The organism is Oceanibaculum sp., from assembly GCF_022449305.1.
GTDB classification, from domain to species: domain Bacteria; phylum Pseudomonadota; class Alphaproteobacteria; order Oceanibaculales; family Oceanibaculaceae; genus Oceanibaculum; species Oceanibaculum indicum.
Genome location: NZ_JAKUSO010000012.1, coordinates 25,502 through 45,130 on the forward strand (window position 1 = coordinate 25,502; position 19,629 = coordinate 45,130).

General features: G+C 66.9%; 17 protein-coding genes. 5 read left to right on the forward strand and 12 right to left on the reverse strand.

Annotation, left to right across the window (positions count from 1 at the left end; translation table 11 throughout):
* The first annotated feature begins 106 nt into the window (after positions 1 to 106).
* Together MK313_RS06010 and MK313_RS06015 are read left to right on the forward strand one after the other, a co-directional pair.
* A complete protein-coding gene (locus MK313_RS06010) occupies positions 107 to 1,495 on the forward strand; it encodes a tetratricopeptide repeat protein (protein ID WP_287780470.1) in 1,389 nt (462 codons plus the stop codon).
* Positions 1,496 to 1,580: 85 nt separating this feature from the next.
* The gene (locus tag MK313_RS06015; protein ID WP_287780471.1) at positions 1,581 to 2,558 is read left to right on the forward strand and encodes a DMT family transporter; all 978 of its coding nucleotides are present in this window, start codon (positions 1,581 to 1,583) and stop codon (positions 2,556 to 2,558) included.
* On the opposite strand, the gene MK313_RS06020 is transcribed toward MK313_RS06015, so the two are convergent.
* Entirely contained in the window at positions 2,555 to 4,993 is a 2,439-nt protein-coding gene (locus MK313_RS06020) for a mechanosensitive ion channel domain-containing protein (protein WP_287780472.1), read from the reverse strand. The two genes, MK313_RS06015 and MK313_RS06020, sit on opposite strands and share 4 nt — an antisense overlap.
* Positions 4,994 to 5,222: 229 nt before the next feature.
* On the opposite strand from MK313_RS06020, the gene acs reads away from it, so the two are divergent.
* Positions 5,223 to 7,169: an acetate--CoA ligase gene (gene acs, locus MK313_RS06025; RefSeq protein ID WP_287780473.1), complete on the forward strand. Its 1,947-nt coding sequence runs from the start codon at positions 5,223 to 5,225 to the stop codon at positions 7,167 to 7,169.
* Between the two features lie 97 nt (positions 7,170 to 7,266).
* On the opposite strand, the gene MK313_RS06030 is transcribed toward acs, so the two are convergent.
* The 11 genes from MK313_RS06030 to MK313_RS06080 form a co-directional block, all read right to left on the reverse strand.
* On the reverse strand, positions 7,267 to 8,040 hold the full coding sequence (locus tag MK313_RS06030; RefSeq protein WP_287780474.1) for an ABC transporter ATP-binding protein: 774 nt from the start codon (positions 8,038 to 8,040) through the stop codon (positions 7,267 to 7,269).
* A complete protein-coding gene (locus tag MK313_RS06035) occupies positions 8,037 to 9,068 on the reverse strand; it encodes a FecCD family ABC transporter permease (protein WP_287780475.1) in 1,032 nt (343 codons plus the stop codon). Before MK313_RS06035 ends, MK313_RS06030 begins: the two co-directional genes overlap by 4 nt.
* Entirely contained in the window at positions 9,065 to 9,925 is an 861-nt protein-coding gene (locus MK313_RS06040; RefSeq protein WP_287780476.1) for an ABC transporter substrate-binding protein, read from the reverse strand. Before MK313_RS06040 ends, MK313_RS06035 begins: the two co-directional genes overlap by 4 nt.
* Before the next feature lie 497 nt (positions 9,926 to 10,422).
* Positions 10,423 to 11,400: a Gfo/Idh/MocA family protein gene (locus tag MK313_RS06045; RefSeq protein WP_287780477.1), complete on the reverse strand. Its 978-nt coding sequence runs from the start codon at positions 11,398 to 11,400 to the stop codon at positions 10,423 to 10,425.
* 20 nt (positions 11,401 to 11,420) lie between these two features.
* The gene (locus MK313_RS06050) at positions 11,421 to 12,239 is read right to left on the reverse strand and encodes a sulfite exporter TauE/SafE family protein (RefSeq protein ID WP_322095728.1); all 819 of its coding nucleotides are present in this window, start codon (positions 12,237 to 12,239) and stop codon (positions 11,421 to 11,423) included.
* A gap of 124 nt (positions 12,240 to 12,363) precedes the next feature.
* Positions 12,364 to 12,681, reverse strand: a complete 318-nt coding sequence (locus MK313_RS06055) for a hypothetical protein (RefSeq protein WP_121219027.1) — start codon at positions 12,679 to 12,681, stop codon at positions 12,364 to 12,366.
* A 31-nt stretch (positions 12,682 to 12,712) separates the two neighbouring features.
* The gene (cysC, locus tag MK313_RS06060) at positions 12,713 to 14,605 is read right to left on the reverse strand and encodes an adenylyl-sulfate kinase (protein WP_287780478.1); all 1,893 of its coding nucleotides are present in this window, start codon (positions 14,603 to 14,605) and stop codon (positions 12,713 to 12,715) included.
* Positions 14,605 to 15,399 carry a sulfate adenylyltransferase subunit CysD gene (gene cysD, locus MK313_RS06065; protein ID WP_008945195.1) on the reverse strand — a complete coding sequence of 265 codons (795 nt, stop codon included), beginning with the start codon at positions 15,397 to 15,399 and terminating at the stop codon, positions 14,605 to 14,607. The genes cysC and cysD overlap by 1 nt, the downstream gene beginning before the upstream one ends.
* A gap of 85 nt (positions 15,400 to 15,484) precedes the next feature.
* Positions 15,485 to 16,660 carry a 2OG-Fe(II) oxygenase gene (locus tag MK313_RS06070; protein WP_287780479.1) on the reverse strand — a complete coding sequence of 392 codons (1,176 nt, stop codon included), beginning with the start codon at positions 16,658 to 16,660 and terminating at the stop codon, positions 15,485 to 15,487.
* Between the two features lie 40 nt (positions 16,661 to 16,700).
* On the reverse strand, positions 16,701 to 17,486 hold the full coding sequence (locus tag MK313_RS06075) for an anti-sigma factor family protein (RefSeq protein WP_287780480.1): 786 nt from the start codon (positions 17,484 to 17,486) through the stop codon (positions 16,701 to 16,703).
* Positions 17,487 to 17,489: 3 nt separating this feature from the next.
* On the reverse strand, positions 17,490 to 18,017 hold the full coding sequence (locus MK313_RS06080) for a sigma-70 family RNA polymerase sigma factor (protein ID WP_287780481.1): 528 nt from the start codon (positions 18,015 to 18,017) through the stop codon (positions 17,490 to 17,492).
* A 204-nt stretch (positions 18,018 to 18,221) separates the two neighbouring features.
* Between MK313_RS06080 and crcB the strand changes: the two genes are divergently transcribed.
* Together crcB and MK313_RS06090 are read left to right on the forward strand one after the other, a co-directional pair.
* A complete protein-coding gene (gene crcB / locus MK313_RS06085) occupies positions 18,222 to 18,602 on the forward strand; it encodes a fluoride efflux transporter CrcB (RefSeq protein ID WP_008945191.1) in 381 nt (126 codons plus the stop codon).
* A complete protein-coding gene (locus MK313_RS06090) occupies positions 18,599 to 19,585 on the forward strand; it encodes an RluA family pseudouridine synthase (RefSeq protein WP_287780482.1) in 987 nt (328 codons plus the stop codon). The genes crcB and MK313_RS06090 overlap by 4 nt, the downstream gene beginning before the upstream one ends.
* The last annotated feature ends 44 nt before the right edge of the window (positions 19,586 to 19,629 follow it).

Sequence of the window (19,629 nt, forward strand, 5' to 3'; positions counted from 1 at the left end):
CGGGCGGGGCGCCGAAAGGGCCCTCTTGACGGAAGCCGGTCGAAGGCGCATTTCTCCGCTGCCCCGCCGGATTTCCCGGCGGGCTTTTCATGGACAGAACGCACCCATGTCGTCCGCGTCGTCGCTTCCTTCGGCGCTGCCGCCCTTTCTGGCGGCCCTTCCCGAGTCCGAATCCTCCGCTCCACTGCACGCCGGCGACGGCATCGCCGCCGCGCTGACACTGCGCGAAGCGAACGCGCCGGGGGCAGCACTCGACCGGCTGACCGCCGTGCTGCGCCACTGGCCGGCCGAGACCGAGGCCTGCCTGCTCGCCGGAGAGATATTGCTGGAGCTGGGCCGCTCGGCAGAGGTCGCCGGCATCATTGCCCGCGCGCTGGCGCTGGCGCCCGGCGATACGCGTCTCCGCCTCGCCCATGCCGAAGCGCTGGCCCGGTCCGGCCGTCCGGCGGCAGCGATCACTGCCTATGAGGCGCTGCTGCGGCTGCGGCCCGGCCATGCCGGCGCCCTGCTCGGTCTGGCGCGATTGCAGGCGGTGACGGGCGAGCAGGAGCGCGCCGCCGACACCTACCGCGAACTCTGCCGGATCGATCCACGCGATCCCGTTGCGGCGCAGGAGCTGGGCGCGCTGCTGATCGGGCTGGATGCCCTGCCGGAGGCCGTGGAGACGCTGCAACGCGCGCTGCGGCACGGCCCCAGCAATGCAGAGAGCCATGCCCATCTCGGCCGGGCCTGGATGCTGTTGGGCGAGCGCGAGAAGGCCCGCGCCAGCCTGGCCCGGGCGCTTGAACTCGACTCCGCGGACCGGCTAGGCGTACAGAGCCTGCTGGAGGCGCTGGACGCGCCGAGCGACAGCCTGCCGCCCTCCTATGTCCGGCACCTGTTCGACCAGTATGCTGAAGCGTTCGACAAGGCGCTGCTGGAGGTGCTGGACTATCAGGGTCCCCGCCTCCTGCGCCGGGCACTGGACCGGCTGATTCCGACGGAAAGCCACGGCCATCTGGCGATGCTGGATATCGGCTGTGGTACCGGGCTGACCGGCCGCGAGCTGCGCCCCTTCGCCCGCCACCTTGCCGGTATAGACCTTGCCCCGCGCATGATCGAGCAGGCCGCCCGCACCGGCGTCTATGACGCGCTCGCCGTGGCTGATGCGGTCGCCGCGCTGCGCAACGGGGTGGAAGAGTGTACGCGTTGGGATGTGGTGGTCGCCGGCGATGTGCTGGTCTATCTGGGTGACCTCGCCCCGCTGATGGAGGCGCTGGCGGCAGCGCTGGAACCCGGCGGGCTGTTCCTCGCCACCGCCGAGGCCCTGCCGGAAGGGTCGGACGGCCCCTTCCAGCTGAAACCGACCCGGCGGTTCGGCCATGCCGAAGGCTATATCGCGCGGCTGGCCGCGGAGCGCGGCCTGTCCGTGGTGCTGGCCGAGCAGGCGGTGCTGCGGCTGGAAAAACGCCAGCCGGTGCAGGGCTTCGTCATCGCCCTCAAAAGAAGCGCATAAAGCAGGGCTGCCCCGACGCTTTCCATCTGGCTGCGCGGCGGGTTTGGCCGCAGAGTGACAAAAACGCCGAGGAAATGCCCCGCCCGTGACCGCCACCCCCTCACCCGCCCCGGCCCCGACGCTGACCGAGGCCGACCGCCCTTTTACAGCCATCGCCTTCACCTTGGCGGCGATGCTGCTGTTCAGCGTGATGGACGGCATCGCGAAGCACATGACCGCAAGCGTTCCACCGCTGCAGGTGGTCTGGGGGCGCTATTTCTTCAACACGCTGTTCCTGCTGCCCTGGCTGCTGCTGCTGTGGCGCGACCGGCCGCTTGCCACCGGCCAGCCGAAGCTGCAGCTGACGCGCGGCCTGTTCATGCTGGGCTCCTCCACCTTCTTCGTCACCGGGCTGGCGCACCTGCCGCTGGCGCAGGCAACCGCCATCGGCTTCGTTGCCCCGCTGATGGTGACGGCACTGTCGATTCCGCTGCTGGGGGAAAAGGTGGGGCTGCGGCGCTGGCTGGCGGTGCTGGCCGGCTTCATCGGCATGCTCATCATCATCCGGCCGGGCAGCGACCAGTTCGACCCGGCAGCCTTCTTCCCGATGTTCTCCGCGACCAGCTGGGCGCTGGGGCTGATCATGACAAGGCGCATGCGCCATGCGGAAAAACCGGTGACGACGCTGTTCTACACGGCGCTGGTCGGGGTGGTGATCATGAGCGCCATCATGCCCTTCCTGTGGGTGCCGGCCGATGCCGCCTACTGGGGCTTCATGGTGGTGATGGGCTTCCTGTCAGTGACCGGCCAGTACCTGCTGATCCGCGGCTTCAACCTGGCCTCGGCCTCGCTGCTGGCGCCATTCTCCTACAGCAACCTGATCTGGACGACGGCCATCGGCTATCTGGTGTTCGCCTCGATCCCCGATGGCTGGACCTGGGTTGGGGCCAGCATCGTCATCGCCTCCGGAGTCTATGTCTGGCATCGCGAGCGGGTGAACGCCCGGCCGGTGGTGGTGGCGGGCGCCTCCATCGCACCCACCACGACACCTGCCTCACCGAAACGGCGCTGGCGCAGAGGCTAGCTCTTTTTCTTTTCCTTCTCCGCGGCCTCCTCGGCCTGCTTCTCCTCCGCCTCTTCCTTCGCGGCCTGAACCTTGGCGTCAGCGGAATCGCGCATCTCCGGCGGCGGGCCCTTGGGCTGCTTCGCCTCGGATGTGGCGGCATCGGGGGCCGGCTCGTCCTTCTGCACCGGCTTGGCGCGCTTTGTCCGGTCGATCAGCAGCCGCGCCGGCGGCGAGCCGCCCTCCTTGTCGATGCCGAAATACAGCGTCTGATGCGGGAACGGAATCTCGATGCCCAGCTCGTCGAAGCGGTTCTTCACCCGCCGGTTCATCTCGCGGCTGATGGCCCACTGCATGCCGGCCTTGGTGGTGAAGCGGCAGCGGATGACGACGGCGGAATCGCCGAGCGCCTGCACGCCGAAAATCTCCATCGGCGCGGTGATATTGGCCTTGAAGTTCTCGTCCTCGGCCAGCTCTTCGCCGATCTTGCGCAGCACCTCAATGACCTCGTCCACATTCTCCCGGTAGGCGATGCCGACATCGACCACCGCGCGGCCGAAATCCTTGGTCATGTTGGTGATGATATCGACCGAGCCGAACGGGATGACATGCACGTTGCCGCCCAGGTCGCGCAGCCGGATGGCGCGGATCGACATGCCCTCGACCACGCCGGACTGGCTGCCGACCTGCACCACGTCACCGACATTGATGGTGTCCTCGACCAGCAGGAACAGGCCGGTGATCACATCCTTCACCAGCGCCTGCGAGCCGAAGCCGATGGCCAGGCCGATGACACCGGCACCGGCCAGCAGCGGCGCGATATTGACCCCCAACTCCGACAGCACGATCAGCGTGACCAGCGTGATCAGCACGATCAACAGCGCGTTGCGCACCAGCGGCAGCAGGGTCTTGGCGCGGGTGTTGGTCTGGCCCTGATCGTCCAGCCGCTTCAGATAGCGCTCCACCATCAGGCTGACCGCCTCCCAGATCGCGGCGGCCACGCCGAGGATGATCAGGATGGTCAGCACCGTGGTCACGAAACGCTGGCCGCCGGTTGAGGTGACATAGGCGAAGGCGTCCAGCCCCCAGACCTGCAGCAGCGCCACGGCGGCGATCACGACGATGAGGCCATGCAGCACGGTGCTGAGCACAGGCACATAGCGGTTGGCGCGGGCCTCCAGGCTGGGGAAATCCTGGCGCATCTGCTCGCTGACCGAGAACAGCTGCGTGACCGCCCGGTCGATGCCGGTCCAAGCCAGACGGGCCAGGACCAGGATTATGCCGGAAATGATTGTCGCGCGGATCACGAAGGTGAAGCCGCCCTGCACCTCAAGGATCAGGATGCCGAACAGCGCGAAGATGTAGAGCAGCGCCACAAAGTGCCAGATGCCGGCAATCCGCCGACGCATCCGCCGCATCGCGCGGGCGGCGGCGGGCAGTTCGGGCTGCGGCTCCTCACCTTCGGCCTGCCAGGCGGTCGCCGGGTCACCGCCGCGCAGCGCATCGGCCACCGGCTTGCGGTTCTGCAGCACGAAGATGACTGCCATGACCGCCAGCACGACATAGATCAGCTTCACGAACACCTCGGCCACCGCGTTCGGCAGGCCCAGCGGTACCGCGGCCTCGACGGCGAACAGGCCGAACACGGCAGTAATGGTGAAACGGCGCAGCCAGATATGCAGATAGGCCGCGGTCTCGTCGGTGATGCGCAGATGGCGGCGGTCGCGATGCTGCGGCGACAGCAGCAGGTCGATGGCAGCCATCACCGCCTTGTACACGACGAAGGCGAAGATCAGCGCAACCGACGCCAGCCGTACGGAAGGCGGCATCTGCGCCATAACGATGACTGCCTGGGCGGCACCGAAGAAGGCCACGACCGGGATCAGGTCGAACACGCCACGCACCAGAAGCATCAGCCAGCTGAGCCAGCGGGTCTGCGTCTCCTTCTCCGCCGCCTGACGCCGCAGCCGCCGGAACAGCAGGCGCACCACGTAATAGGCGACATAGCCCGACAGCACGACGACGAGGATCTTGCCGAGGCCGAGCAGCAGGCGCTCGCGGCGCTGTTCGTCCCGCGCCAGCGTCATGCCCCAGTCGAGAACGCGGTCATAGTTGAACACCGCCTCGATGCCCTGGACCAGCGCGCCGCTCAGCACGCCGATGCGCGCCGACACGCGGCCCAGCAGGCTGGACACCGGCACCGGCTCCTGCGCCTCGCCGCTGGCATCCTGAACCTTGACCAGCGCCTCGATCTGCTCGATCAGCGCCTGGCGCTTCTGCTCGTCCTTCAGCGTATCGGCCAGCTTCTGCAATTCCTGCTGCGCCGGCACCTGACCCGATTCCTGAGCAGCTTCCTGCGCCTGACCGGGTTGCTGCGCCAGCGCACCGGCGGCCGGCACAAGAAGGGCGCAGGCAAGACTGAGGGCAAAAAGCGCGGTCCGCAGGGCAGAAAGCATTGTGGAATTTCTCCTTCGTGATTCGCCGTCACTATAGGGCTTCATTCCCGCCGCTCAAGGGCGGGGCCGATTTCCCGGCAGAAGCGAGCGATTTCGGCGGGCTTGTTTCGCGCCGTGCGAGCATGGATAATCGCCCCGCTAACCGCGTGATTGGCCAGATCGCTGCGAGCCCCCGGACAGCCCGTACGGTCAAATAAACGCATCCGGAAATTAGGGAGACGGCCGCATCATGTCAGACGCCTCAGTGATACCGATTCGCGAAGACCGGGCTAAATCCGCCTGGGTAGATGAAAAGGGCTATTTCGACCTCTACGAACGCTCGATCAAGGACCCGGACGGCTTTTGGGCCGAACACGGCAAGCGCATCGACTGGATCAAGCCCTACAGCAAGGTCAGGGACATTTCCTTCGATCGCAACAACCTGCACATCCGCTGGTTCGAGGACGGCACGCTGAATGTCGCGGCCAACTGCATCGACCGGCACCTGGCCAAGCGCCGCGATCAGGTGGCGATCATCTGGGAAGGCGACGATCCGTCCGAACACAAGAACATCACCTATGGCCAGCTCCATGAGGAGGTCTGCCGCTTCGCCAATGTGCTGAAGGCACAGGGCGTGAAGAAGGGCGACCGGGTGACGATCTACCTGCCGATGATCCCGGAAGCGGCCTATGCCATGCTGGCCTGCGCGCGCATCGGCGCCATCCATTCCGTGGTGTTCGGCGGCTTCTCGCCGGACGCGCTGGCAGGCCGGATCGTGGATTGCGATTCCACCGTGGTCGTGACCTCCGACGAAGGACTGCGCGGCGGCCGCAAGGTGCCGCTGAAGGCGAACACCGACGAGGCGCTGAAGAAGTGTCCGGGCGTGAAGAGTGTCGTCGTGGTGAAGCGCACCGGCGGCAAGATCGACTGGGCCGACGGGCGCGATGTCTGGTACCACGAGGCGGCCTCCAAAGTTCCGGCAGACTGCCCGCCGGAGGAGATGAAGGCGGAGGACCCGCTCTTCATCCTCTACACCTCCGGCTCGACCGGCAGTCCGAAGGGCGTGCTGCACACCTCGGGCGGCTATCTCGTCTATACCTCGATGACCCACCAGTATGTCTTCGACTATCACGAGGGCGATATCTACTGGTGCACCGCCGATGTCGGCTGGGTGACCGGCCACAGCTACATCGTCTATGGCCCGCTGGCGAACGGGGCCACCACGCTGATGTTCGAGGGCGTGCCGAACTATCCGGACGGCTCGCGCTTCTGGCAGGTGGTGGACAAGCACAAGGTGAATACCTTCTACACCGCGCCGACCGCCATCCGCGCCCTGATGCGCGACGGCGAGGAGCCGGTAAAGAAGACCAACCGCAAGAGCCTGCGCCTGCTGGGCTCGGTCGGCGAGCCGATCAACCCGGAAGCCTGGCTGTGGTACTACCGCGTCGTCGGCGACGAGAAGTCGCCCATCGTCGATACCTGGTGGCAGACTGAGACCGGCGGCATCCTGATCAGCCCGCTGCCTGGCGCCACGCCGCTGAAGCCGGGATCGGCCACCCGCCCGTTCTTCGGGGTTCTGCCGGTGCTGGTGGACCATGAAGGCAACGAGCTGAAGGGCGCCACCGAGGGCAATCTCTGCATCGCCGACAGCTGGCCCGGCCAGATGCGCACCGTCTATGGCGATCACCAGCGCTTCATCGACACCTACTTCTCGACCTTCCTCGGCTACTACTTCACCGGCGACGGCGCGCGGCGGGACGAGGATGGCTATTACTGGATCACAGGCCGCGTCGATGACGTGATCAACGTGTCCGGCCATCGCATGGGCACGGCCGAGGTGGAAAGCGCGCTGGTCGCCCATCCGAAGGTGGCGGAAGCCGCCGTGGTCGGCTACCCGCACGACATCAAGGGCCAGGGCATCTATGCCTATGTGACGCTGACCGCCGGCGAGGAGCCGACCGAGGCGCTGCGCAAGGAACTGGTGCAGTGGGTGCGCAAGGAAATCGGCCCGATCGCCAGCCCGGACCTCATCCAGTGGGCGCCCGGACTGCCAAAAACGCGCTCGGGTAAAATTATGCGTCGCATTCTGCGCAAGATTGCGGCAAATGAATATGACGCCCTTGGCGATACCTCAACGCTGGCCGATCCCGGCGTCGTGAATGATCTGATCGAAAATCGGATGAACCGCGCGTCCTGACAGGCAGCGGGTTGAGGTGGGGTAAAACGCCCCGCCGCCAAGACGCGAACGCACACCGACAAAATTCGGCCCGGGGAGCAATCCCCGGGTTCTTTTTTTATGGACGAGTCACGGCGATGGCGACCTGGCCGCCCAGCGTGCCGACCGTCGCCTTGATGCCATAGGCGGCGCGCAGGTTCTCCGGCGTCAGTACGGTCTCAGCAGCGCCTTCGGCCAGCAGCGTCCCCTCGGACAACAGGATGAGCCGCGTGCAGAAGCGCGCCGCCAGTGTAAGGTCGTGCAACGCCACCACTACGGTTCCCCCGCCTGCGGCCCGGCGCGCCAGCAGCGCCATCACGTCCAGCTGATGGCCGGGGTCGAGCCCGGCCACCGGCTCGTCCGCAAGCAGCAGTTGCGGGTCGCCGGCCAAGGCGCGGGCCAGCAGCACGCGCGCCCGCTCACCGCCGGAGAGCTGCGTGACGGGCCGACCGGCGAGACCGAGCACGCCGGTAAAGCGCATCGCCGATTCGATGGCCGACAGGTCGTCCGCCGACAGGCGACTCCAGGGCGTGCGGTGCGGCAGGCGTCCCAGCGCCACCAGCGCCTCGGCCGCCAGCGGCCACTGGCACTCGTTCCCGGAGGACAGATAGGCCAGGCGACGGGCCAGCACCGGCGGGGCAATCGTCGCCAGCGGCGCGCCATCCAGCGTCACCGCCCCCGCCTGCGGGGTCTGCAGCCCGGCCAGGGCGCGCAACAGCGTCGTCTTTCCGGCGCCGTTCGGCCCGAGCAGGCCGACCAGCTCTCCCGGCCCCGCCGCAACATCCACCCCGGACAGGACAGAGCGGCCGCCGAGCGAAACGGTGAGGCCAGTGGCGCGCAAAAGGCCGCTCATCGCATCTGCCTCCGCGTGGTGTAGAGCAGATGCAGGAAGAACGGCGCGCCGACCAGCGCCGTGACCACGCCCAGCTTCAGCTCCATGGCGCCGACCGGCAGGCGGACGGCGATGTCGGCGGCCAGCACAAGGGCCGCTCCGCCCAGCGCGCTCAGCGGCAGCAGCCGCGCCGGGTCATAGCCCACCAGCGGGCGAAGCAGATGCGGCACGACCAGCCCGACAAAGCCGATGGCACCGCTGACCGACACCGCCGCCCCCACCGCCAGCGCGGTGCCGCCGATCACCAGCAGGCGCAGCCGCCCCAGCCGCACGCCCAGGCTGCGCGCGGTATCCTCGCCGAGGCTGAGCGCTGCCAGGCTGCCGCCGCTCGCCAGCAGCAGCACCATGCCGGCCAGCATGAAGGGGGCGGCCAGCCAGACCTCCCGCATGCTGCGGTCGGCCAGCGAGCCCAGCAGCCAATAGACGATCTCCAGCGCGGCATAGGGCGATGGGGCCAGGTTCAGCGCCAGCGCTGTCAGTGCACCGGCAAGGCTGTTCAGCGCCACCCCGGCCAGGATCAGCGTCAGCACGCTGGCATCCCGTCCCGCCAGCGCATAGAGCAGCAGCACCGACAGGGCAGCACCGATCAGCCCACCCAGCGGCAGGATCAGCGACAGGCTGCCGGCGAGCCCGAAATAGAACACGGTGACCGCCCCCAGCGCGGCACTGGCCGAGATGCCCAGCAGCCCCGGCTCCGCCAGCGGGTTGCGCAGCAGCCCCTGCAGGGCGGCCCCCGACAGGCCCAGCGCCGCGCCCACCAGCAGGCCCAGCAGCGCGCGCGGCAGGCGGATATCCAGCAGGATCGACCGGGCGATGGCCGCTTCCTCCCCCCCCATGCTCAACAGTTCGAGCAGCGCCAGCGGTGCCCGGCCGATCAGCAGGGAAGCGGCGAAGAGAAGCACGACCAGCAACGCCAGCCCCAGCCCGACATACCAGGCGGAGCGGCCAGCCCGCGCCAGCGAGGCCGAAATATCAGCGGATACCGTCACGGGCGCGCCTCCGCCAGAACTTCCGCCGCCACCGCCAGCCCCGGTCCGGGGCAGGTCAGCAACCGCCCTTCCAGCGCGATGCGCCGCTGTGTCGAAGCCTGCAGCGCCGCATGATCGAGGCGATGCCGCGCCAGCGAGACGCCTTCGCCCATCGCTTCCTCCAGCACCAGCACATCCGGGCGGGCGAGCAGGATATCCTCCAGCGTCAGGAACGTGCCTTGGCGGGCGACTGGTCCATCCGCGAGATTGCGGAAGCCGGCCTGCTCCAGCAGGTGACCGGCCAGCGAATCCGGCCCGCTGGCATAGAGGTTGGGTTGCAGCAGAAACGCGCCTGGCCGATCCGCCTTGGGCGACGGGCGGGCAGCGGCAATGCGCCGTTCCAGCGATTGCGCCAGCGCCTCGCCCTTCTCCGCCGCCCCGATGGCGGTGGCGACGCTGCGGATCTGCGCCAGCGCCCGGTCCAGCGAGTCCGCCGGTGGCAGCTCCAGCACGGCAACACCCAGCCGGCGCAGCATGCCGTTCGTCATACGCTGCTGATAGGTGCCGGACAGCACGAGGTCCGGCTGCAGCGCCACGATCTCCTCCGCCCGGCCGCTGTTCAGGGGAATATCCCCCGCCCGGTCGGCCAGCGCCGACACGGCAGGATCGGCGGCAAGATAGGACAGGCTGGCGATCTGCCGGCGTTCCGCCAGCAACAGCAGCAGCTGGTCGCCGCACAGATTGATCGAGGCCAGGCGCCGCGGCGGTTCAGCACGGACCGGTTCGGCATGGGGCGATTCGGCATTGGCGGGGGGCGCACTGGCCGTCAGCAGCGCCACAGCGATAGAGATGGCTATAATGACGATACCCCGTTTCATAAGCCGCGCGGTCCCCGCATCCGCTGGCCGACAGCGCCAGCGCCGCGATCTTCCCCGCAACGAGCCGCGCCCGCAACCCGCTTGGCGCAAACAAAAAAAGGCCCTCCCCCGCGCAGGAGAGGGGGAGGGCCAGTGGTGGGGAGGCACACCTCGCAGAACGAGGGTGCATTTCGAGGCCGTACGGCTAAACGACCACGAAATCAGTAGGGTCACGAGGGAACGCCGAACCCGATCCTGTCCTCTCGGACAAGCCGGCTACCCTTGCAACGATAGACGGCACACCAAAAAGTTCATCTCAGGAGAGAATGATATGCCAAGCCGGTATCCCGGTAAACATGAAAAGTAATTCCCAGAAAAACTTTTTGAACAGAATGCCATTTGAACAAAAACCTTCCGAATGAATGGCAGTCAAACCACTGCCCAACCCTTTGACTCCAGACGAAAAAGCCCGCCGGCGATGCCGGCGGGCACATTCCGATCAAAGAAAGTGAGGTGGGTCAGGCGGTCGTATGCTGCCCCAGCAGTGCCTCGACGCAGCCCTGCACGGCATAGCCTTCCTCGAAGGTGGCCAGCCGGTGCGGCTTGCCCTGCAGCATCAGGGAGAGCTGGTTCAGCTGCTGCTGCACGGAGCGCGGGCGCAGCGTGTCGGCGGGACCGAGATCGACCGTTTCCCAGCTGGTCGCCCCGAACCGCTCCGCAGTCATCCAGTCGCAGATGCGCATGGCGCCCTTCTCGCCGGTGACAGTCCAGCGGTTATGGTCATCCTTCTCGCCCTCGACGCGGCCCTGAAGCCGCACCGGGACGCCGCCCGCCATCATATCGGCCTCGATGGCGACCTCTGCCGTCACACCGTCTTCCGGGTGCTCCACGGTCACGCTGCGGATCGACAGCGGGCCGATCAGCCGGCGGGTCAGGAACAGGAAGTGCGACAGCACCTCGCGGGTGAAGCCGCCCTGCTCGCGCCGGGCCAGCCAGCCGACAGCGCCTTCCTGCCAGCCTCGCGGCCATTTCGCGAAGGCGACCTCTATCTCGACCTGCTTCACGGCACCCAGCGCTCCCGACTCCAGCGCCTCGCGCATCGTCGTACCGGCCAGCGAGGAGGCGAAGGGGAAATTCACCGCCGCCTTAAGCCTTTCCTTCATCACCCGGTCCGTCACCTGCCCGGCTTCTGCCAGATCAACCGCCAGCGGCTTCTCGCAGAACACCGCCTTGCCGGCATCGAAGCTGGCCATCGCATAAGCCAGATGGCTGGTCGGCGGCGAGGCGATATAGACGCACTCGATGGCCGGATCGGCGATCAGCGCTTCGGCGCTGGCGGCGCGGCGGATCTGTGGCCGGTCCTTGGCCAGCGCGGCCATCGCCTCGGCAGACGGATCCCAGGCCACCGCGACCTCGAAGCCCTCATGCACCGCCATGCTGTTCAGCATGCGCTGCCCCATGATACCAAGGCCGATGATTCCGATCTGGTGCGCCATTTTGGCTGCTTCCTTATGGTTCAGGCGAACAGGCTATAGAACATCCGCGCCGAGGTGATGGCGAGGAAAAGGGCGAAGGCGCGGCGCAGCCACTTCGTGCTCATCGCATGCGCCATGCGCGCGCCCCAGGGGGCGGCCAGCATGGTGGCCGGCACGATCAGCGCGAAGCCGATCAGCGAGACATAGCCGATACTTAGCGGCGGCCGGTTCGGCATGCCGATACCGCTGTAGAGGAAGCCGATGGTGCCCGGAATGGCGATCACCAGCCCCAGCGCCGAGGCGGTGCCGACGGCCCGCTTGATCGGGAAGTTGAACAGCGACAGCGTCGGCACGCTGAGCGTACCGCCGCCAATGCCCATCATGGTCGAGAAGCCGCCGATGATCACCGCGATCAGATGCTTCAGCGGTGCCCTGGGCAGCCGGTCGGAGATATGCATGCCTTCCCGCGCGAAAGCCATGTGGGCGGCGACGATCAGCGCAACCACGGCAAACACGCCGGTCAGCACCGCGCCCTTCACATAGACCGCGATGACCGTGCCGATCAGCGCGCCGATCAGCGCCATCGGCGCCCAGGACTTCAGCAGGTCGAAATCGACCGAGCCGCGCTTGTGGTGCGAGCGCGCCGACATGATCGAGGTCGGGATGATGGTGGCGAGCGAGGTGCCGACCGCCAGATGCATCTTCACCGACGGGTCGATGTTGAAACCGGTCAGGATATGGAACAGCACCGGCACGATGACGATGCCGCCGCCCACGCCGAGCAGGCCAGCCAGAACACCGGCGAACAGGCCGGTCGCGAAAACCGCAAAGGCGAGCGCCAGCAGCGTCGCGTCGATCACGCTTGCATCCATGGGAAGGCTCGAAAGTAGTGGGCGGGACGATCCGTTAGACTATCCGATGTCATAGGCGAGGCAGCGGAACGGCACAAGACCGGTGTTGCCGGCCAGCCTGCATGGCTGGCCCTCAGGCGGGGCGGCCGAGGCCTTCCAGCGCCGTGGCGACGGCGGCCTCCGGCTGGCTGAAATCCAGCTGGTGGAAATCCGCGTCATACAGCACGGGGATGGCGTTCTGCTGACAGAACTGGCGTGCGGCACTCAGGGCTTCATCGCGGCTTGGCGCCAGCTTGTCGGCGATGCGCTGCACATCCAGCTTGTCGCCGCCGCGCCGGCACCAGTTCATGACCGTATAGCAGCCCTTCTGCCCCTGCGGCGCCGGCAGGGTGACACAGATCAGGACATTATCCTCGTCCCACAACGGGTCGAACGGTTTTTCTTCCGTCATCCTAGCCTCCCTGATCCACGGACCCCGGATATTAGCCTGCCGCGGCCGTCTTTGTCGTCAGCCGGAAATGCGTGGTGACATAGGCCAGCAGTTCGGCCACCGACTGCTCGATGCTCTGGTTCGCCGTATCCACCACCAGCTCCGGCGCCTGCGGCGGCTCGTAGGGGGCGGAAATGCCGGTGAAATCCTTGATCTCGCCGGCCCGCGCCTTCTTGTACAGCCCCTTCGGGTCGCGCAGCTCGCAGGTGGCGACATCCGCCTTCACATGGACCTCGTGGAACAGCGTCCCGGCAATGTCGCGCACATGGTCACGGTCGGCCCGGTAGGGCGAGATGAAGGCGGTGACGACGATCATGCCGGCTTGGGCGAACAGCGCCGAGACCTCACCGACGCGGCGGATATTCTCCGCCCTGTCGTCTGGCGAGAAACCCAGATCGGCGGACAGGCCGTGGCGGATATTGTCGCCGTCCAGCACATAGACCTGATAGCCCTTGCGGTGCAGTTCATGTTCCAGCGCCAGCGCCAGCGTGGTCTTGCCCGCCCCGGACAGGCCGGTCAGCCAGATCACGCCGCTCTTGTGGTTGTTCTTCTGCCAGCGATCCTCCATCGCCACCCGGCTTTCCACCGCGTGGATGTTGGTGGAGACCACGGTGCGCTGGGCGCGCTGGTCGGGATAGCCTTCCATCGAGACGATGCCGCCGCCGACAATGTCGTAGCCCGCGACCAGCACGAAGCGCCCGGTGCGCGGGTTGCGCTGGAACTCGTCCAGCGCCAGCAGCGAGCGGGACCGCAGCACCACCTCGGCAACGCCATTGCGCTCCACCGCCTCACTGGCGCTGAGCGACAGGTCGCCGACATCGATGACCGTCTCGATCCGCTCCACCTCGACCGGGAACTCGCCGGTCGCCAGCTTCATCTTGTAGGTCTTGCCCTGGCGCAGCGGCGCATGGCCCAGCCAGAACAGCCGCGCGCGGAACACGTTGGTCTCGACCGGCGCGGTCTCGGCATGGCTGACGATCTGCCCGCGCTCGACGAAGATCGGCTCGTCCAGCGTGATGCCGACCGACTGGCCGGCGCTGGCACCGGTCACTGGCGCGGCGGCATTCCACGCCTCGATGCTGGCGATGCGCGCGCTCTTGTTCGCTGGAGAGACCAGGATACGGTCACCGACCGACAGGCTGCCGCTTTCGATGCGGCCGGCGAGGATGCGGCGCTGGTCGAACTTATAGACATCCTGCACCGGCAGGCGCAGCGGCAGATCGACCGGCGGTGGCGGCGGCACGCAGCCATCCAGCGCCCCAGTAACCGTCGGCCCCTGATACCAGGGCATGGCGTCCGAGCGGCGGGCGATATTGTCGCCCTCGCGCGCCGAGACCGGCACCACCTGCAGCGGCTCTACCCCGATGGAGTCCAGATAGGAGCGGATATCCGCCTCGACCTGGGCAAAGCGCGCGGCATCGTAGCCGGAGAGGTCCATCTTGTTCACCGCCACCACGACTTGGCGCACCCCCAGCAGATGCAGCAGATAGCCGTGCCGGCGGGACTGTTCCTGCACGCCATCCACCGCATCGACCACCAGCACGGCGGCAGCAGCAGCGGACGCACCGGTGATCATGTTCTTCAGGAATTCCTTGTGGCCCGGCGCATCGACGATGAGGTAGGGCCGCGTCTCGGTCTTGAAGTGGATCTGCGTCGTGTCGATGGTGATGCCCTGGTCGCGCTCGGCCTGGAAGGCATCCAGCAGGAAGGCCCATTCGAAGGGCATGCCGCGCTTTTCCGACATCGCCCGGATGGCTTCCAGCTTGCCGTCTGGCATGGAGCCGGTGTCATGGATCAGCCGCCCGACCAGCGTGGATTTACCGTGATCGACATGGCCGACGATGACGATGGTCAGCGGAGCCGTGCCCTGGATCGTTGCCGTCATCACATATACCCCGCCGTGCGCAGCCGCTCGAAGGCGTCCTCGGTCTCGGTATCCATGGCACGGCCGCTGCGCTCCGGCACGCGGGTCTGCTCCAGCTCGGCGATGATCTCCTCGATGGTCGCCGCCTCGCTGGCAACCGGATGGGTGATGTCGGTATCGCCCAAGCTGCGGTAGCGCTTGCCGTTCTTCGAGAAATAGAGCGGCACCACGGGGATCTTCTCGCGCTGGATGTAGCGCCAGATGTCCAGCTCCGTCCAATGCAGGATCGGATGGATGCGGACATGCGTGCCGGGTGCGAAATCGGTGTTGTACTGGTCCCAGAATTCCGGCGGCTGGTCCTTGAAGTTCCAGGCCGCATCGACGCCGCGCGGGCTGAACACACGCTCCTTGGCGCGTGTCGGCTCCTCGTCGCGGCGGATGCCGGCAACCACCGCCTGGAAGTCGAATTCCGCGATGGCGCGCTTCAGCGCCTCGGTCTTGCGCGCGGCCGACCGGGCGGCAGGCGGCAGGGTCGCGTCGATCTCCTCGATCGGCGGGCAGTCCCGTACGACAAGGTTCAGTTCCCACTCCTGCCGGTAGCGGTCGCGGAACTCGTACATTTCCGGGAACTTCTTGCCGGTGTCGCAGAACAGCAGCGGAAACGGGATATGGCCGAAGAAGGCCTTGCGGGCCAGCCATATCATGACGTTCGAATCCTTGCCCAGCGACCACAGCATGGCCAGCCGGTCAAACCGGTTGAACGCCTCGCGGAAAATGTAGATCGACTGGCTTTCGAGCGCGTCGAGATGATCCATGGGGATGTCGGCTTTCTCGCAATCGAAGGCGGCGTTCTAAGGTATCGGCCCCCGAAAGTCCAGCCAGCTGAGCCTTTATCCCCTGCTACCCGTCATTCCCGACGGCCTTCAGCCGTTCATATTCGGGCGTGCCGCGCACCGTCTCGTGCCCGATGCCATGGGTCTGGGCGTACTGTTCGCGCACCCTGGCCTCGCGCTCGCCATAGAAGAAGGAGAGCAGCGCGAAGCGGCGCCCGCGCGTGACCGGCTGCACCTCATGCATCAGATAGCCCGAGAACAGCACCGCATCGCCGGTTCCGGGACGGTAGAGATGCGGCCCGAACTCCGGGAACACCAGATGTCCGCCCTCATACTCCTCGGCGTTCAGATTGATCGTCATGGCGAAGGCGCGGTGCGATTCCGGCCCGGTGAAATCCCGGTGCGCCTTGAAATAGCCGCCGCCATCCTCGCCGTCATAGCAGGCAATGCAGAAGCGCTCGACCCGGCTGATCTGGTAGTGATAGGCGCGCGCCACCATCGGCACGATGCGCTGCGTGACGATGTCTCTCAGATTTACATAGAGCGGCGACTGGTTCGGCAGGAAATGATCGCGGCGGCGCTTGCGGCTGTGGTCGATATAGCCGACCAGCTTGCCCTTGCCATCGCGCTCCATATAGCCGGACTCGGTATTGCCTTCCTGCTCCCAGGTCTCGATCAGCGTCCGGCAGAGCTGCCGGTCGATCACATTCGGCACCTGCAGCACCGGCGCGCATTGTTCGACCAGACGCGGGGCGGGCCGCGGCGGCAGCGCATCGATCCGCGCGAGTGTCCGCGCGACATGCGTCTTCGCATCGCCCAGCGGAATCCAGTCAATGACCCGCAGATTTTCGTCCAGCAGACAAACAGCCGGCGCATAGGACCAGTTGGCCATGACCGCGCCCGGGCCCGCACCCGGCGCCATCTGCCGCTGCGCCACGCCGAACAGGCTGCTGATCTTCATCTCCGCGTCCCACAGGGTGACGAAGTCCTGCCGTGCATCGATCAGCCGGGGTTGCTGCCGGTCACGCGGATCGACACTCACCCCGATGACACGGAAGCCCCGCGCCGCGAACTGCAGCCGCGCGGCGAAAAAGGCCTCCCACAGCTGCGCCATGAGCGGCGTTGCGAACGATCCGAAGAAAAAGACCGCAATCGGCTTGTCCGCGACCGAAGGAAAGAAGAAACGCGGATTGACCGTGGAATCGCAGGAAAACCAGGGAACGGGGTCGCCGGGTGCCAGCATGGCCTGTTCATACTCTCGTTGGCGGTAGGGAAAGGCCGGTTCAGCCGCGCCGCTCGGTTTCATGTTCGATATGCGTGGCATAAGCGTTCAGCACGGTTTCCGGCAGATCGCCGCTGAGCGCGAAGGCCATCCGGCCGCTCTGCCAGTACACCATCGGCACGCCCTTCAGCGTCACCGGGCGTGGGTCCAGATGCGCCGCCTTGCGGGGAACGGCAACGAACAGGGTGACGCGCTGGCCGCCATCGGCTTTCTCGAACACGAATTGCAGCGCCGTACCTTCATCCCAGGGGACCAGCTGCGCGCCGCGGACCAGCAACCCATCCAGAGACAGCGCCCGTACCGGCAGGTCGGCCTGGTCGTGCCGGGCGAGATAATTGACCAGCGCCATCGGCTCCGCACGCAGCACCTCTGACAGTGGCAGATCGATTTCGGCGACCGTCTCATGCGCTTCGGACGCTTCATTGGCGAAGACCGGCAAGGCGGCGGTTGCCGGCAAGATGGCCAAATCCCGTGCCCCCCAGCCCAGCGCGACCAGCAGGCAGGCGGCAATGCTGCGCATTAGCCAGGGGCGCGCATTCCGCAGCGCCAGCGCCTGCGACAGGCGCCTGGACAGCCGTTCGGTGCGCAGCGGCTTCACCTGCATTTCCGCATCCAGATAGCGGGTGATCTCCAGCCGCTGCAGGGCGTAGGCGCGCACGCGTTCGGCCTCTTCCGGATGGGCGTCGAGATAGGTCTCGACAGCGCGCATCCGCTCTTCCTCCAGCCCGCCATCGATATAGGCGTGCAGATCGGTTTCACTGATCGAACGGTCGATGGGCGTTTCCATGTCTCACCTCACCAGTTTCAGCCCGCCCGGGCGTTTCTCGTCACGGTCCACCGCCTGCCGCAGGGCTTCACGGCCACGCGCCAGGCGCGACATCAGCGTGCCCAGCGGGATATCGAGGCGGGCGGCGGCCTCCTCGTAGGACAGGTCCTCAATGGTCACCAGCACCAGCACCTGGCGCTGCTCCTCCGGCAGCTCGTAGAGCGCCCTCAGCGTCTCATTCAGCTCCATCTGGGCGGCGGGCGTGCTCGGCGACGAACGGGGCGACTCCAGCAGCAGCCCGATATGGCGCAGTGCCCGCTCGCGCGACTGCGCACGGCGCATGCCAGTGGCATAGAGATTGTGCAGGATGCTGAACAGCCAGGGTCCGAGCGGCCGTGACGGGTCCCAGGAAGAAGACCGTTCGATGCCGCGCAGCAGGGTCTCCTGCACCAGATCCTCCGCCTCCTCCCGGCCACGGACCAGGCTGCGGGCATAGCGCCGCAACCGGTCAGTCTCTGTGGCAAGCAGATGGGAGAGGGAATGGCGCGGCATCGAACGGCTCAAGGTCGGGTCGGGGAAACCGAAGGATAGCGCGGATTTCCTTCCGCACTCGTGAAGGTATACGCCTGAGCCCCTGCCTCTAATCCCGGCTGGATGCGATTTTTTTGCATTTTTCCTGCCCACGGGTGTACAGGCTTGACCCAAGGCACGGTCGGCGCAGGATCGACCCGACGGAAAGCGAGCAGAAGAACGCCCATGAACATGCTGATAGCAGTCGCGCTGGGCGGCGCGGTGGGTGCCGTGGCGCGCCACGAGGTGAACAGGCTGATGGGCCAGTGGCTGGGCACCGGCTTCCCCTGGGGGACGCTGACGGTGAACCTGATCGGCTGCTTCCTGATCGGCGTGCTGGTCGAGGGGCTGGCGCTGAAGTTCCAGGCCTCGCCGGAGCTGCGCGGCTTCCTGGTCACCGGCTTCCTGGGCGCGCTGACCACTTTCTCCGCCTTCTCGCTGGATGTCGCCGTGCTGTCCGGGCGCGGTGCCTACGGGCCGGCCTTCCTCTATGTCGGCGCGTCGGTCATCGGTTGTCTGGCCGCCGTCTTCCTGGCCATGTATCTGACAAGGCAGGTGCTGTCATGAGCGGCGTCGAGACCCTGACCATCACGCCGGAGGATGCGGATACCCGCCTCGACCGCTGGTTCCGCAAGCATTATCCGGCGCTGGGCCATGGCCGGCTGGAAAAGCTGCTGCGCACCGGCCAGGTGCGCGTCGATGGCAAGCGCGTGAAGGCGAACCACCGGCTGGAGGCCGGGCAGGCCGTGCGCGTGCCGCCGCTGGGCGATCTCGACTCCGCGCCCCCGCCAAGGACGCCGCAGCGCCCGAAAGCCGATGCGAAGCTGGAGGCGATGCTGCGCGACGCGGTGCTGTACCGCGATGACGAGGTGCTGGCGATCAACAAGCCGGCCGGCCTTGCCGTGCAGGGCGGTACCGGCATGACCACCCATATCGATGCGCTGCTGGACGCGCTGACCTTCGATGCGAAGGAACGGCCGCGCCTGGTCCACCGGCTGGACAAGGACACCAGCGGCGTGCTGCTGCTGGCACGCACAGCCGCCGCCGCGCGCTGGCTGACCGCGGCCTTCCGCGCCAAGGATGCGGAAAAGCTGTACTGGGCGATTACGGCGGGCATCCCGAAGCCGCGCGAGGGCCGCATCGACCTGCCGATCGCCAAGCTGCCCGGCAAGCGCGGCGAGAAGATGGATATCGACGAGGAAGAGGGCAAGCGCTCGATCACCGACTTCATGGTGGTGGAGGCCGTCGGCAAGCAGGCCGCCTTCGTCGCCATGCGCCCGGTCACCGGCCGCACGCACCAGCTGCGCGTGCACATGCAGGCCATCGGCACGCCGATCCAGGGCGACGGCAAATATGGCGGGCAGGCGGCCCTGCTGGCCGGCGACGGGCTGTCGCGCAAGCTGCACCTGCATGCGCGGCAGATCACGCTGAAGCGGCCGAACGGCAAGACCCTGACCGTCACCGCGCCGCTGCCGCCGCACATGGCGCAGAGCTGGGCCTTCTTCGGCTTCTCCGAACCGAAAGGCTCCCCCTTCGAGCCTCTGGCGTAGGACGCAGGAGCGGCATACCCTCGGCAGCAGTTCCATCTCCGGAA